Annotated in this window: 19 protein-coding genes and 1 pseudogene; 12 read left to right on the forward strand and 8 right to left on the reverse strand. The window is 66.7% G+C overall.

The genetic code is table 11. The annotated features are described in order from the left end of the window. Positions 1-96 precede the first annotated feature (96 nt). The 6 genes and pseudogenes from hpt (at position 97) to ACSR87_RS04475 (ending at position 5297) form a co-directional block, all read left to right on the forward strand. Positions 97-642, forward strand: coding sequence for a hypoxanthine/guanine phosphoribosyltransferase (gene hpt / locus ACSR87_RS04450; protein ID WP_008575389.1), 546 nt, complete (start codon positions 97-99; stop codon positions 640-642). Positions 643-813: 171 nt separating this feature from the next. Further along, positions 814-2202, forward strand: a pseudogene (locus tag ACSR87_RS04455) (uracil-xanthine permease family protein). 130 nt (positions 2203-2332) lie between these two features. Further along, positions 2333-3148: a hypothetical protein gene (locus ACSR87_RS04460; RefSeq protein WP_498529656.1), complete on the forward strand. Its 816-nt coding sequence runs from the start codon at positions 2333-2335 to the stop codon at positions 3146-3148. Positions 3149-3228: 80 nt separating this feature from the next. Next, positions 3229-4071 (forward strand): ion transporter, encoded by an 843-nt coding sequence (locus tag ACSR87_RS04465; RefSeq protein WP_498529657.1) that lies wholly within the window; start codon positions 3229-3231, stop codon positions 4069-4071. Positions 4072-4248: 177 nt separating this feature from the next. Further along, positions 4249-4488, forward strand: coding sequence for a hypothetical protein (locus ACSR87_RS04470; RefSeq protein WP_498529658.1), 240 nt, complete (start codon positions 4249-4251; stop codon positions 4486-4488). Between the two features lie 89 nt (positions 4489-4577). Then, positions 4578-5297 carry a fumarylacetoacetate hydrolase family protein gene (locus ACSR87_RS04475; protein ID WP_498529659.1) on the forward strand — a complete coding sequence of 240 codons (720 nt, stop codon included), beginning with the start codon at positions 4578-4580 and terminating at the stop codon, positions 5295-5297. 46 nt (positions 5298-5343) lie between these two features. Here ACSR87_RS04475 and ACSR87_RS04480 read toward each other — a convergent pair whose 3' ends face one another. Further along, positions 5344-5562 carry a DUF8015 family protein gene (locus ACSR87_RS04480; RefSeq protein WP_405311070.1) on the reverse strand — a complete coding sequence of 73 codons (219 nt, stop codon included), beginning with the start codon at positions 5560-5562 and terminating at the stop codon, positions 5344-5346. A gap of 138 nt (positions 5563-5700) precedes the next feature. On the opposite strand from ACSR87_RS04480, the gene ACSR87_RS04485 reads away from it, so the two are divergent. Further along, positions 5701-6309, forward strand: coding sequence for a translation initiation factor IF-2 subunit beta (locus ACSR87_RS04485; RefSeq protein ID WP_004062666.1), 609 nt, complete (start codon positions 5701-5703; stop codon positions 6307-6309). 140 nt (positions 6310-6449) lie between these two features. Here ACSR87_RS04485 and ACSR87_RS04490 read toward each other — a convergent pair whose 3' ends face one another. Then, positions 6450-6686, reverse strand: coding sequence for a hypothetical protein (locus ACSR87_RS04490; RefSeq protein ID WP_498529660.1), 237 nt, complete (start codon positions 6684-6686; stop codon positions 6450-6452). Between the two features lie 96 nt (positions 6687-6782). Between ACSR87_RS04490 and ACSR87_RS04495 the strand changes: the two genes are divergently transcribed. Continuing rightward, positions 6783-7622 (forward strand): helix-hairpin-helix domain-containing protein, encoded by an 840-nt coding sequence (locus ACSR87_RS04495; RefSeq protein ID WP_498529661.1) that lies wholly within the window; start codon positions 6783-6785, stop codon positions 7620-7622. A gap of 120 nt (positions 7623-7742) precedes the next feature. After that, entirely contained in the window at positions 7743-8171 is a 429-nt protein-coding gene (locus ACSR87_RS04500) for a universal stress protein (RefSeq protein WP_498529662.1), read from the forward strand. A gap of 138 nt (positions 8172-8309) precedes the next feature. On the opposite strand, the gene ACSR87_RS04505 is transcribed toward ACSR87_RS04500, so the two are convergent. Continuing rightward, positions 8310-8582, reverse strand: coding sequence for a hypothetical protein (locus ACSR87_RS04505; protein ID WP_498529663.1), 273 nt, complete (start codon positions 8580-8582; stop codon positions 8310-8312). 249 nt (positions 8583-8831) lie between these two features. On the opposite strand from ACSR87_RS04505, the gene ACSR87_RS04510 reads away from it, so the two are divergent. The 3 genes from ACSR87_RS04510 (at position 8832) to ACSR87_RS04520 (ending at position 9966) form a co-directional block, all read left to right on the forward strand. Next, the gene (locus tag ACSR87_RS04510) at positions 8832-9029 is read left to right on the forward strand and encodes a hypothetical protein (RefSeq protein ID WP_498529664.1); all 198 of its coding nucleotides are present in this window, start codon (positions 8832-8834) and stop codon (positions 9027-9029) included. Positions 9030-9217: 188 nt separating this feature from the next. Beyond that, positions 9218-9517, forward strand: coding sequence for a winged helix-turn-helix domain-containing protein (locus ACSR87_RS04515; RefSeq protein ID WP_004042125.1), 300 nt, complete (start codon positions 9218-9220; stop codon positions 9515-9517). After that, positions 9514-9966, forward strand: coding sequence for a DUF8036 family membrane protein (locus ACSR87_RS04520; protein ID WP_498529665.1), 453 nt, complete (start codon positions 9514-9516; stop codon positions 9964-9966). Before ACSR87_RS04515 ends, ACSR87_RS04520 begins: the two co-directional genes overlap by 4 nt. Before the next feature lie 49 nt (positions 9967-10015). On the opposite strand, the gene msrB is transcribed toward ACSR87_RS04520, so the two are convergent. The 5 genes from msrB to ACSR87_RS04545 form a co-directional block, all read right to left on the reverse strand. Continuing rightward, on the reverse strand, positions 10016-10417 hold the full coding sequence (gene msrB / locus ACSR87_RS04525; RefSeq protein WP_008575361.1) for a peptide-methionine (R)-S-oxide reductase MsrB: 402 nt from the start codon (positions 10415-10417) through the stop codon (positions 10016-10018). Between the two features lie 63 nt (positions 10418-10480). Further along, positions 10481-10897 (reverse strand): DUF8057 family protein, encoded by a 417-nt coding sequence (locus ACSR87_RS04530; protein ID WP_498529666.1) that lies wholly within the window; start codon positions 10895-10897, stop codon positions 10481-10483. A gap of 10 nt (positions 10898-10907) precedes the next feature. Beyond that, positions 10908-11612 carry an RAD55 family ATPase gene (locus tag ACSR87_RS04535; protein WP_498529667.1) on the reverse strand — a complete coding sequence of 235 codons (705 nt, stop codon included), beginning with the start codon at positions 11610-11612 and terminating at the stop codon, positions 10908-10910. 86 nt (positions 11613-11698) lie between these two features. After that, positions 11699-12475, reverse strand: coding sequence for an aldo/keto reductase (locus ACSR87_RS04540; protein WP_498529668.1), 777 nt, complete (start codon positions 12473-12475; stop codon positions 11699-11701). Beyond that, positions 12472-13212 carry an HAD family hydrolase gene (locus ACSR87_RS04545; RefSeq protein WP_498529669.1) on the reverse strand — a complete coding sequence of 247 codons (741 nt, stop codon included), beginning with the start codon at positions 13210-13212 and terminating at the stop codon, positions 12472-12474. The genes ACSR87_RS04540 and ACSR87_RS04545 overlap by 4 nt, the downstream gene beginning before the upstream one ends. Between the last annotated feature and the right edge of the window lie 105 nt (positions 13213-13317).

The raw sequence follows: 13317 nt of genomic DNA on the forward strand, positions 1-13317 counted from the left end.
GCGGCGGGAGGACAGTGGGGCGGCGGTGAGGCGGTCGGGCGACGCCGGTCTCCGAGAGAGCGAACCACTTTTGGGCCGATTCGTGAAACGGACCCCATGCAGCGACTCGAGGAGTCACTACACGAAGCGCCCATCATCGACAAGGACGGCTACTCCTACCTCGTCCATCCAATCAGCAACGGCGTGCCGATGCTCGACCCGCAACTCCTGCGCGAGGTCGTCGTCGGCATCACCCGCGCCGCCGACCTCGACGTGGACAAAATCGTCGCCCCGGAGGCGATGGGCATCCACATCGCCACCGCGCTCTCCCTTCAGACGGACGTGCCGCTCGTCGTCATCCGCAAGCGCGAGTACGGCCTCGACGGCGAAGTCGCGCTCCACCAGACGACCGGCTACTCCGAGTCGGAGATGTTCATCAACGACATCGAAGACGGGGACCGCGTGCTCATCGTGGACGACCTGCTTTCGACCGGCGGGACGCTCGCGGCCATCTGCGGCGCGCTCGACGACATCGGCGCGGACATCTCCGACATCGTCGTCGCTATCCGGAAGGTCGGCGAGACCGCCCTCGACGACACCGACTACGAGGCGACGAGCCTCGTTGACATCAGCGTCGACGAGGACGGCGTCGAGATTCACTGAGCGAGAACGCAGAGTCACAGCGGCCACGCTCACAGGAGAACCCGACGGCGATGCCGGCTTTTCCTCCCTCCACAGATATGCACGAATGTGCTCAATTTGGAGAATTGGTAGATCGAAATACGCTCGAACGCGAAACTATTATTGAACGGGAGTCGCTCGTGGCGAGTACAGATGTCAGACGAGAGCGGTGAACTCGGCCTCGAATACGAAATCGACGACCGGCCACCGTTGCTGGAGTCGATTCTCCTCGGGATACAGCACGTCTCGGTGATGATCGTCCCGGCGACCGCCGTGGCGTTCATCGTCGCGGGCGCGGTCGGTCTCGGCGTCGCCGACACGGCCTACGTCGTCCAGATGGTGCTCCTGTTTTCGGGGCTCGCGACCGTGGTCCAGGCGTACGCCGTCGGGCCGGTCGGCTCGCGGCTCCCCATCGTGATGGGGACGAGTTTCACCTTCGTCGGCGCGGCGACGACAATCGGCGTCGACTACGGCCTGAGCGCGGTGTTCGGCGCGATTCTCGTCACCGGCTTCGTCGTCGAGGGACTCATCGGCTGGCAGTTCGACCGCATCAAACCGTTTTTCCCGCCGCTCGTGACGGGGCTCGTCGTCGTCATCATCGGCCTGTACCTCGTCCCGGTCGGCATGGACTACGCCGCCGGCGGGGTCGGCGCCGCCGACTACGGCGCGGCGCACAACATCGGCCTCGCGGCGCTCGTCCTCGGGGTCGCCGTCGCGCTCAACCTCTTTACCGACGGCATCACGCGACTCCTGAGCACGCTCGTCGGCATCGCCGTCGGCTACGTCGCGGCGTGGGTGCTCGGCGTGGTGGACTTCACGCCCGTCGCCGACGCGGCGTGGTTCGCGATTCCCCGCCCCGGAGCGTTCGGCGTCACCTTCTAACCCGTCCCCATCGTCACCTTCGCGTTCCTGTTTCTCGTCTCCGCGATGGAGACCGTCGGCGACATGTCCGGCATCACCGCCGCCGAGGGACGCAACCCGACCGACGAGGAGTTCCGCGGCGGCCTCTTTACCGACGGTCTCATGAGTTCCGTCGCATCGGTGTTCGGCGCGTTCCCCGTCACCTCGTTCTCGCAGAACGTTGGTATCGTCAACTTCACCGGCGTGATGAGCCGCTACGTCGTCGGCATCGCGGGCGTCGTCCTCGCCGTTCTCGGCCTCAGCCCGAAAGTCGGCGCGGCGGTCGCGACCATCCCGAGCGCCGTCTTCGGCGGCGCGGTCCTGCTCATGGCCGGCATGGTCGCCGCCAGCGGCGTCCGCCTCGTCTTCCTCCACACGAACCTCGACCGCCGCAACATGGTCGTCGTCGCCGCCTCGCTCGGCCTCGGGCTCGGCGTCGCCACGCGACCCGACGCGCTCTCGGGGCTCCCGCAGGCCGCCGCGACGTTCTTCGGGGAGCCGGTCATCGTGACCGCGCTGACGGCGCTCGTGCTCAACACGCTCGCGCCGGGCGACCAGAGCCCGCTTTTCGACGCGGCCGACGAGTCGGTCGCCGCGGACGCCGCCGACGGCACGGACGGTCGCGCGTCAACCGACGACTAACACGCATCGAACAGATGGTAACTGGTTCCGGTTTCAATGGGTGGGTTATAGTTCGTGTCTCACGACTGTCGGGAAAGAGTCCGGATTACCGACGAGTTCATTTCTGTCCGCAACCTTACCAGTGTACGAGATGAGCGAGCAGCGGGTCACGTTCAACGGGGATACGCGGGTGTTGTACCGACAGGCGGTTCGAACGCCCCTGCCGGACGAAGACGCCGAGCGGCTGTTCCACGAGAACATGATGAACATCGCGGACGCCCAAGAGCGGAAGGCGGATATGCTCGCTGACCCCGACATCTCCCTGCTCGAAGCCTACGAGACGCAACTCGAAGGGATTGCAAAGAGCTACAAGCGACGCTGTCGACACATCGCCGGCGACGACTACGAGGAGATTGCGATGGCGTACAACCGCGGGGAGCGCGACGACCGCGTCGGCGCGCTCACGGCCTACTACTTCGAGGGGCTCTGGCGGATGCAACAGCGAATCACCGTCACCGATATGCTGTTTTTCCCCATCATCCTGCGGTATCCCGACTGCTTCACCGTCAACATCCGCTTCGCCAGCGGCCACACGACCACGGAGTCCGTCCTCTACGAGTCGCCGGAACACTCCACCGAGGAACTCGACGACGAGTACGCCGAGCGCTACTACAACGAGAGCCTCTACTCGCAGAAGGAGGCCGCCGAGTACATCAGAGACACCGCGGAAATCATCCGCGAGGAGTTCCCCAGCCCCGACGAGTCGACGTTCGAGGAGCGACAGTACGGCGGCATCACCTCCGCCGGCGGCCGGAAGGGGCCGGTGTTCTCGTCGATGCTCAAGCGGGTCGAACCGGACCCGAACCGGTTTTCGGAGCCGGTCGACCAGCCGACGCTCGTCGAGGAGGGCAAGGAGGCCCGGCGGACCGAGCGTGAGCTACTCCCCGAGGGCGCTATCGTCCTCTGAGGCGGTCGCCGCCGCATCGCCGCCGTCGGGACATCACCCCGTAGACGACTGTATAAGTAGCCCACCCCCGAAGACGGTGTATGGACGGTCACGCGCGGAGGCCGCGCCGCGAGACGCCGCGGGACGTGGTCAGGTTCTATCTCCTCGACCATCGAACCGCGGTCGGCAAGGCCATCGACATCGCGCTCCTCGGGCTCAACTTGCTTTTCGTCGGGGTGTTCGTCGCAGAGACCTACCCGCTTTCGGCGTCGGTCCAGTCGACGCTCTGGTCCGTCGAGGCCGCCGTCTCCATCGTGTTCCTCGCGGAGTATCTCCTCCGACTCTACGGCGCGCGGGACCGGACCGCCGAACTGCTCAACGTCTACTCGTTCGTCGACCTACTGGCAATCCTGCCGACGCTGGCGGTGCTCGTGCTCCCCGTCTCGTCGGTCGCCGCCAACATCGGCTTCCTGCGGGCGATTCGCGTGGTCCGCGTCCTCCGGTTTTACCGCTTTACGCGCGACGAGGAGTTCTTCTTCGGCACCGTCTCGGTCGGGACGCTCCGCGTCATGAAACTGCTGTTGACGGTGCTCACCATCTTCTTCGTCGCCGCGGGGATGTTCTACTCGTTCGAACACCGGGTGAATCCCAACATCGGGTCGTTCGGAGACGCCTTCTACTTCGTCGTCGTCGCGCTCTCGACGGTCGGCTTCGGTGACATCGTCCCGGTGACCGAGGCGGGGCGGTGGGTGACGGTCGCAGCCATCCTCGCGGGCGTCATCCTCATCCCGTGGCAGGCGAGCAAGATCGTCAAGGAGTGGGGCCACCGCGACAAGGTCAACGTCACCTGCCAGAACTGCGGGCTGGCCTACCACGACGCCGACGCCTCGCACTGCAAGTCCTGCGGCCACGTCATCTATCAGGAGTACGACTCGCGGGAGTGAAGGCGCGGCTCCGGATGGGCAGACGGTTCGCGGGCCGAGAACGCGCCCGCTGTTCGAACATGAATATTTATTATAGACTGGCCTGTACTGCCGGGTACAACATGTCGGTCGTACGCGTACGTCGCTAACTCTTCTCGTCGCCGCACAGCCGTCCGACCGACCCGAACACCCGAAATCGTGAGCACACACGCCACCCCAACCTACGAACCGACCCTGCGAACCGACCGCGAACAGTCCGCCGAACGCGAGACCACCACCCCCGACCGCGCCGCCCCTGCCGACCCCGCCGACTCCGCGTCGGGCGTCGCCCGGTGTCAGCGCCAGTTCGAATCGACGCGCACCGAGCGCATCCACAACCTCGTTGACCGCGAGAACCAGTCGATGCCCCGGATGAACCGGGCGTCCGCGTCCGACTGAGTCGCGGCGGCGGCCCGCGCGTCCGGTTTTCTCGTACCCGCTTGCGGAGACACGTCGCTTGAAGTGAGTGGCCGACGCAGGGGGGAGTAATGCGATTGGCACGGATTCGAACCGACGGCGGAGTGGTCTCGGGCCGGTACGATGACGGCGTCGTGACGGCCGACGGCGAGGAGTACGAAGTCGGCGTCGACGCCGAGTTGCTCGCGCCCTGCGAGCCGACCGCGCTCTACTGCGTGGGCCGGAACTACGCGGCGACGGTCGACCAGATGGACTACGATATCCCCGACCAGCCCGACTGGTTCATCAAGCCGCCGGTGTCGGTGCTCGACCCCGGCGCGGACATCGAGTACCCCGACTGGACCGACGAGCTGACGTACGCCGGCGAACTGGCCGCCGTCATCGACCGCGAGTGCTCGGACGTGGCCGAAGAAGACGTGGACGAGGTGGTCCGCGGCTACACGATTCTCAACGACCTCGACGCGCTCGACCAGCCCGGCCGAACGGCTCGAAAGGCGTTCGACGACTCCGGGCCGCTCGGTCCGTGGATAGAGACCGACGTGGAGCCGTCGAACATCGACATGACGACCCACGTCGGCGGCGAACTCCGGCAGGAAGCCAACACCGAGCGGATGCTCTTTTCGCCCGCCGAAGTCGTGTCGTTCCTCTCGGAGCGCTACACCTTCCAGCCGGGCGACGTGATTTCGTTCGGCAGCCCGGCGAACCCCGGACTGGTCGAACCCGGCGACGACGTGGAAATCTGGTACGAGGGCGTCGGCACGCTCACGAATCGCGTCGTCGACGGCGAGTAAGGAAACGGCAGGCGGTCAGCGGTCGGCAGGCGGCGAATCGCCCGACTCAGTTCAGCGCCTCGACCTCGTCTGTGAGGTCGGTCGGCTCGTCCACGGGGCCGTTGACGAACAGGCCGTGCGCCATCACGACCGCGGCGAGGGCGCTGAAGGCGACGAGCGTCGTCTGCGGCTCCATCGGCGTGAGTTGGCCGACGACGACGCCGGCGACGAGGCTCCCGAGGATGCCGAGAAGTACGAGGTCGTAGTACTGCCACGTGTAGCCCATGACGGGTCGTTCGAGAGCCAGCGCCGAAGGCGTGGCGTTCGGTTCCGTCGTCAGAGATGCTGAAACGAAGTCGGGGCGTCGGTGCCGCGGCAAAGACGGTCACGGAACGGCTATACGTCGCCAGACACTCGAACCCCTATGGAGTATCAGACTGCGCTCGACCGAGCGCTCAACGTCCTACCGGAACGAAACGTCGAACAGGAACGCCTCACGGTGCCGGACCCGTCCGGCGAAACCGACGGCGCGTTCACCCGCCTCACCAACCTCGGGGAAATCGCGGACGCGCTCTCGCGGACGCCCGCGCACCTCCACAGCGCCATCCAGCGCACGCTCGGGACCAGCGGCCAGTTGGAAGGCGACCGCGCCCGATACAGCGGGTCGTTCTCCATCAACGACTTCGAGGAGGCCATCGACGGCTACGTCGAGGAGTACGTCATCTGCTCGGAGTGTGGCCTGCCGGACACCCGCCTCGTCACCGAGGACGGCGTCGACATGCTTCGCTGTGAGGCCTGCGGTGCCTTCCGCCCGGTCCAGAAGCGCTCCAGCGTGAGCAACAAGCGCCAGCGCGAGGCCGTCGAAGAGGGTCGCACCTACGAGGTCGAAATCACCGGGACCGGCCGCAAGGGCGACGGCGTCGCCCAGCGCGGGAAGTACACCATCTTCGTGCCCGGCGCGCAGGAAGGACAGACCGTCCGCGTCTACATCAAGAACACGAGCGGGTCGCTCGCGTTCGCGCGACTCGCCTGAATCGGTCGCACGCGCCGCGCCGACGCGCCGGACCACGAGTCGCTCGGCGACCGACTTCCGCGCACAGTCTCATATTCTCTCGCCGCGGTCGCTTCTTTCGCGGGCCGGATTACCGCCGTCGCGACGCCCGCGAGACGCAGTTATTCGTCTTCGCCGGGCTCGCCGCCCTCACCGGCCTCACCGCCGCACCGACCGCGGAGGCCGAACAGCGCGACGAGGAGGAACACCGCTCCCTCGACGCGCGCCGCCGTCACCACCCACGGCTTCGCCGTCATCTCGCCGCCGTCCTCGTAGGCGAGGCGCGTCATCACGGCGACCAGTTTATCCGGAACGAGCAGTTCCACCAGACCGAACGCCGCCAACAGGGCTCGGAGCATACCCGAATATCGGTGCGGAATCGGTGAAAAGCCGCCGTTCGTTCTCACACAACGGGAGCGGCAACACTCATTCTGTTCTGAATCCAATGGTTGATTATGAAAGTCCATCTCACGGACGGAACCAGCTTCGAGTGCGGCGGTTACAAGGCGCTCGACTCCGGGGGGGTCGTCCTCACCGCAGACAGGAAGCGCAAACAGGTCGTCGGCTACGTACCGGCGGACGCGCTGGTGTACGTCCTCCCCGACGACGTGGCACCGGGCGACTCGCTCGCCGATGCGGACGACGGCAACGGAGACGAGTCCGAAGACGACGACGCCGACACCGATGCGGACGACGCGTCCGAAGATGACGAAGGCGAAAACGAGGGCGAAGCCGCCGATGCCGGAGACGAACACGAGGCCGGCGACGGCGAGACAGACGACAGCGGCAGCGACGACTCCGACCGGACCACCGTCGAAGCCGGGGTCGACCCGGACGTGGCCGGCGTGACCGGCGTCGCCGGCGAGAAGACCGAACACACCCACGAAGACCTCGCGGCGCGCATCGACGAAATCGACGGCCGAGTTGACGGTCTCGACGGCGGGGTGGACGCGATGACCGAACAGCTCGCGGGGGTCGTCTCGGCGGGCGGCGTCGATGCCGGGGAGGCCGAAGAAGCACGCGAGCCCGAGGACCCGCGGAACATCCGCGGTATCGGTGAGGCGTACGCGACCCGGCTCCGGGCGGCGGGCATCGACACCGTGACGGCGCTCCGCGAGGCGTCGGACGAGGAACTCGCCGCCGCCGCGGACGTGTCGGCGCGGCGGGTCACCGACTGGAAACGGCGGGCCGAGCGGTACGCCGAGCGACAAGCCACGAACGGTGATACCGAACCGGAAAGCGACGCGGCCACCAAGTCCGAAACTGACGCCGACGACGCGACCGATGACGGGTAGCCGCCTGCACCGCTCCCGTCTCCGGAATCGCGTCTCTCCGGTCGAGATTCGTCCCGCGTAGTTCCCATCGCGCGGGAACTGGCGAAGAGGGTGATACTGTCCCCGCCTAATCCCCAATTGATGTACGACACAATCCTCGTGCCGATAGACGGGAGCGACTCGATGCAGCCGGTCGTCGAAGACGCCGCGGAACTCGCCGCAGAGCGCGGCGCCGCCGTCTCCCTGCTCTACGTCGTCGACGAACGAGCCTTCCTGACGCTCGCCGACGAGCGCGTCGACGAGGTGTACGAGGAACTCAGGTCGCAGGGCGAAGCCGCGCTCACCGAGGCCGCCGAGACGATGGCCGAGTACGGCGTCGACGCCGCCACCGAACTCCGCCGCGGCGACCCGGCCGAGGAGATTCTCGCGTTCGCCGAGGAGATAGACGCGGCGCTCATCTCGATGGGCACCCACGCCCGGTTCGAGGACAACATCCTCGGAAGCGTCTCGCGGTCGGTCGTCGTCCAGTCGAAGATACCCGTGCTCGCCACCCCCATCGAACGACAGTAATCCGGCCGCGCCGGGTGGGCGAACACGTCGCACCACCGAAGCGGGTTCCGAGGTCCCGCGTCTCGCGTATTCTTCCGCGGTTTCCCGAGTTCGACCGACCTTCGAGTCTCGCCGCGTGCCCCGGGCTCAAATCGCGATTCAGAGCCGAAGGAGCAACAGGAGGACGCCGAAGAACGTCGAGGCGGCGCTGATGAGCAGTAGGCCGCCGCTGAGGACGAGCGTGCCGCCGTCGAACGCCGGGGTCGCCCCGCTGGTGGCGATGTTCATCACCGTCAGGCCCGCCGAGAGGTCGGAGACGGGAGCGAGGACGGCGATACAGAACGTCACGAGGCCAGCGACGACGAGGGCGTACGGCGTGAACGGCGGGCTCCGCCGTGTCGGGTGACGGCTGACCGGGTAGCTGCGAGACATACAGCACGTACGTCGTCACCCTAGTTTGGTACGTGTCGGCTACTCACAAGGCGTGTGCGTTAGACCCGTCCTACCGCCGCGAAAGCGGGCTTCTCGATGAGTCGCGCGCGCCGGTAGTTCGTCCGCGCCGGGCGAGCGGTTTTCGGCGTAATTTGGGCCTAACTCCGGGCGGATTCACGACCGACTCGTGTTCGAGTTCGGAAAACTCTCTTGTAACCGCTCAACGACGGGACAGACGAGGAACGAACCATGAATAGACTCACAACGCTCGGGGTGGCGCTCGTCGCAGACCGCCGCGACGACGGCGCGACAGCCGACGAGGTTCGGACCGCCGTCGACGAGAAACTCACCGAGTTCGGCGTCGGTACGTCGACGCTCGACTGTGACGACGGTGGTGTGCCACACCACGCGGGCGGCCCCGGCGGCTTCGGGCCGCGCGGTAACTGACGCCCGCAGCCCCCCGCTGACGACTGCCCCCCAACACGCCACGCCCCTCGACCGCCTTCCAACGCACCCCGCTGAACGCATCCCTGCCCCCCTGCCACACACGACGCCACTGCGGGCCGCCGAAGACGCGGAGCCGAGGCCTGCCGTTTTATTACGTCCGGATTTGACGAGTTAGCCGGATGCGACGTGTGCTGTGGTGGCTTATCGGCGGGTCGCGCGGGGGACGAAACCGCCTGCGAATTATCCGCGCGCTCGACGACATGCCGATGAACGCCAACCAACTCTCGAACGAACTCGACCTCGACTACAAGACCACACAGCACCACCTGGAACTCCTCGTCGAGAACAACGTGTTGATGACTATGGGTGACAACTACGGAAAGACGTACTTTCTGACCGACCAGATGGAAGCCAACCTCGACGTACTCGACGAGGTGGCTCGAAAGGCCGACTTAGACGACGTGACGGTCGGAGGTGACGACGCGTGAGCGACACGTCCAACCGCGACCCGGTTCGGCGGACCGCGGTCGTCGTGGGCGTCTCGCTCGCCATCGCGGCGCTCGTGACGTGGTTCACGCCCGACCTCGTGGCGTGGTTCGCCCCCGACCTGTTCGGCCCGCACAAGCCGGGCGGCCACGGCGGTCCGCCCATCCCGGACCTGTTCATCCAGTTGAAGCTGTTCGTCTCGACGTACAACCTCGTCGCGCTCGGGTTCCTCGCGGGCACCTACGCGATGCTCTACCGGGAGCTGCCGAACCGCTTTACGCTGAGCTTACTCCTCTTTACGGCGGCGCTGCTCCTGTACGCACTCACGTCGAACCCGCTTGCATCGCTCCTCCTCGGGTTCAGAGGCAGCGGGCTGGGTCCCTTCACGTTCCTGCCCGACCTATTTGCGGCCGTCGCCGTGACGTTCCTCACGTACCAGAGTTCGGCGTGAGGAAGGCGGGGTGGTGTTCGGTGGTTCGGCGTTCTGGTTCTGTCGGCGCTTAGTGCTCGTCCGCCTCGAAGTCGAGCGCGACCGAGTTGATACAGAAGCGCTTGCCGGTCGGCTCCGGTCCGTCGTCGAAGACGTGACCGAGATGGCCGTCGCAGGTCGAACAGACGACCTCGGTGCGGTCCATGCCGTGGCTCAGGTCGCGCCGAAGCTCGATGTTCGAGTCCTCGGCGGCGTAGAAGCTCGGCCACCCGCAGTTCGAGTCGTACTTCGTCTCCGAGTCGAACAGCTCGGTCCCGCAGCCGGCACACCGGTAGACGCCGTCGTCGCTCCGGTCGACGTGCTCACCGGAGAACCGCGGCTCGGTCCCCTGTTCGCGGAGGACTCGATAGGCGTCCTCCGAGAGTCGCTCGCGCCACTCGGACTCGGAGAGGCTAAATTCGCTGTCGCTCATGCGTCAAGAGAGGGTTCGGACGCCCAAAGGTTCGTCGGCTACTCGCATCGGCCGTGTGGCCGGCTACCCGCGCCGGAGGAACTCCGGCAGCCGAATCCGAGAGAAGTCGTCGCCGCCGCCGTCGAGGGCGGACGCCCGACCGACGGCTTTGGGGATGCCCTGTTTGTCCGTCGGCTTCTGCATCGTCACGTCGGCGCGACCCGTCGTGGCGGGCGTCGTCTCCTCGTCGACGAGCGCCTCCCACACGTCCTGTTTCGAGTCGTACTCCGACTCGTTGCGGGCGACGCGCTGTTTGCCCTCCTCGAAGGCGAGCTGGAGGACGCTCCGACCGTAGGCGGTGCCGGCCTGCCGGCGGATGCGCTCGAACTCCCCGCGGTTCGGGTGGCCGAGCGCGCTGGAGACGCCGAGGGCGTACATCCGGCGGATGGCCTCCTCGTCCGAAATCGTCCGCCAGTCCGTTCCGAAGACCCGTTCGTACATTGTTGTTACCTCAGAGGTCGACCTTCGACCGGGGGTCGACGACCAGTCCGTTGTCGGTGAACTCGAGCGACCGGATGTCGCAGTCGATGTTCGTCCCGCGCATCTTGATGACCTGAATGCCGCGGGTCATCCCCGTCGCCTCCAGATAGTTGTGGAAGAACACCACGCCGTGGGCGAGGAAGTGCTCGTCGGAGTACGACGAGGGGTCCGTCATCTCGGAGATGAGAAGCGTCGTGGCGTCGCCCTGCTTGAGCGCCGTCAGAAACCGCGTCATCTCCTCGGAGCCGTTGGCGAAAAACAGCCGAAGCAGCATCGTCGAGTCGATGACGAGGCGGTCGATCTGCCGGGAGTTGACGAACGCGACGATTTTGTCGGTGAGGCTCTGGACGCTCGACGACCCCCCGGTCTGGGAGAACTGATTGAGGATGTGTTTCCCCTTCGGGCTCACGAGGTTGATGAAGCGAAAGCCCTCGGAACTAGCGAGCGTCTCGAAGCCGAAGTCGAAGCTCGACATGTCGTTGACGAGTTCGTCTTCGGTCTCGTGCATGGTGATGTACATACACTTCTCGCCGTTGCGAAGTCCCTCGGCCATGAACTGCGCCGTGAACGTCGTCTTTCCGCTCCCCGGCGGTCCGCTCAGGACGTACAGTCGGCGCGGAAGGAAGCCACCCTGAATGAGCTCGTCGAACCCGCTTACCCCACTCGGAATCCGCATGGTCGGACACTCGCCCGCCGTGTTATAATCGTTCCGGGACTGGTATCGAAATTGAGACTTCGAGACGGCACCGAGCGGCCGAATAGTCACTCAGGAAACAGCTCGACTTCAGATTCGATACTGTCGATGGTCGCCACGTCGGCCGCGTCGAGTTCCAGCGAGACGGCGTCGAGGTTCGCCCGGAGGTGGCGCTCGCTCGACGCCTTCGGGATGGGACACAGCCTCTTCGCGGCCAGCCACGCGAGGGTCACCGCCTCGGGCGTCGCGTCGTGTTTCTCCGCGACCGCGACGACTTCGTCCACGTCGCGGACGCGGCCTCCCGAAAGCGGCGCGTATGCGACCACGTCGTAGCCGCGTTCCTCGGCGTGGTCGAGGAGTTCGGGGCGCTGGAACAGCGGGTGGTACTCCGTCTGGTGAGCGACGAGTGGCGCGTCGAGCAGGTCGAGCGCCTCGTCCAACTCGGCGGCGGTGAAGTTGCTCACGCCGACCCCGCGGGCGAGGCCGTCGTCGACGAGTTCGTCGAAGGCCGCAAGCGTCGCCTCGGGGTCGTAAGTGTCGATGGGGCGGTGGACGTACAGGAGGTCGACGGAGTCGGTTCCGAGCTTTTCGAGGCTCTCGCGGGTCGTACGACGCACGTCGGCGGGCGCGAGGCTGTCCGCCCAGACCTTGGTGGCGAGCGTCACGTCCTCGCGGGGCACGTCGGCGGCCGCGAGCGCGTCGCCGACGACCGCCTCGTTCCCGTAAATCTGCGCGGTGTCGACGTGTCGGTAACCCAACTCCAGCGCCGTCGTCACGGCGGCGGCCTCGTCGGGCGTGTCGAGGCCCATCGTCCCGAGGCCGATGCGGGGGAGCGAGGCGGTCATCGGGACGACGCTCCGCCCTCGCGGCCGCCGTCGGCCGCGGGGCCGGACGGGGCGGATGCGCCCGCCTCGCCGGTCACGACCGGGACGCCATCGAGTTCGAGCAGGTCGTCAAGGCCGGCGATTTCGTGGGTCGGGTCGGGCGTCGGCGTGTGGTCGGCGCGGTGTCCCCGGCGGATGAACGCGGAATCGACGCCCGCGGCCTCGGCGGCGGCGATGTCGCTGTCGCTGTCGCCGACGAACAGCGGCGACTCGACGCCGAGGTCGGCCATGGCGCGTTCGAGGTAGTAGGGTTCGGGCTTCTTGCGGTGGAGGCTCGTCATCGAGGGCTCGCGGCCGTAGGCGGTGCCGAACAGGTCCGCCGCGTCGAGGTGGTCGACGACGAAATCGATGGTCGCCTGCTGGTTGCTGGAGACGATGCCCATCGGGGCGTCGATGCGGCGGAGCGCGTCGAAGTCGTCGTAGGGGACTTTCCGGCCGTCGGCGATGGCCCGCTGTTGGGCGGCCGACTGGCGTTCGTCGCGGACGCGAAACAGCGTCTCGGGGTCGAGGTCGTAGGGCTCGGCGGCGGCGCGCACGTCCTCGGGCGTGACGTGGATGACCACCTGCTCGACGTGGTCCGGGTCGGGGTCCGAAACGCCGAGTTCGTCGAAGGCGTCCCACGTCGCGTCGCGGAGGGGCGAGAGTTCGACGAGCGTCGTCAACACGCCGTCGTGGTCGAAGATGACCGAGTCGTACATACCCGGACTCCGGCGGCGCGACGTGAATCGTTTTCGCCTCCGGCCGCGGCCGCGGGCGCGAACACGGTCCCCAATCCCGCCGCGTTGCGAGTCTTTTAGCGCCTC

Source organism: Haloferax sp. SDI50, from assembly GCF_059802635.1.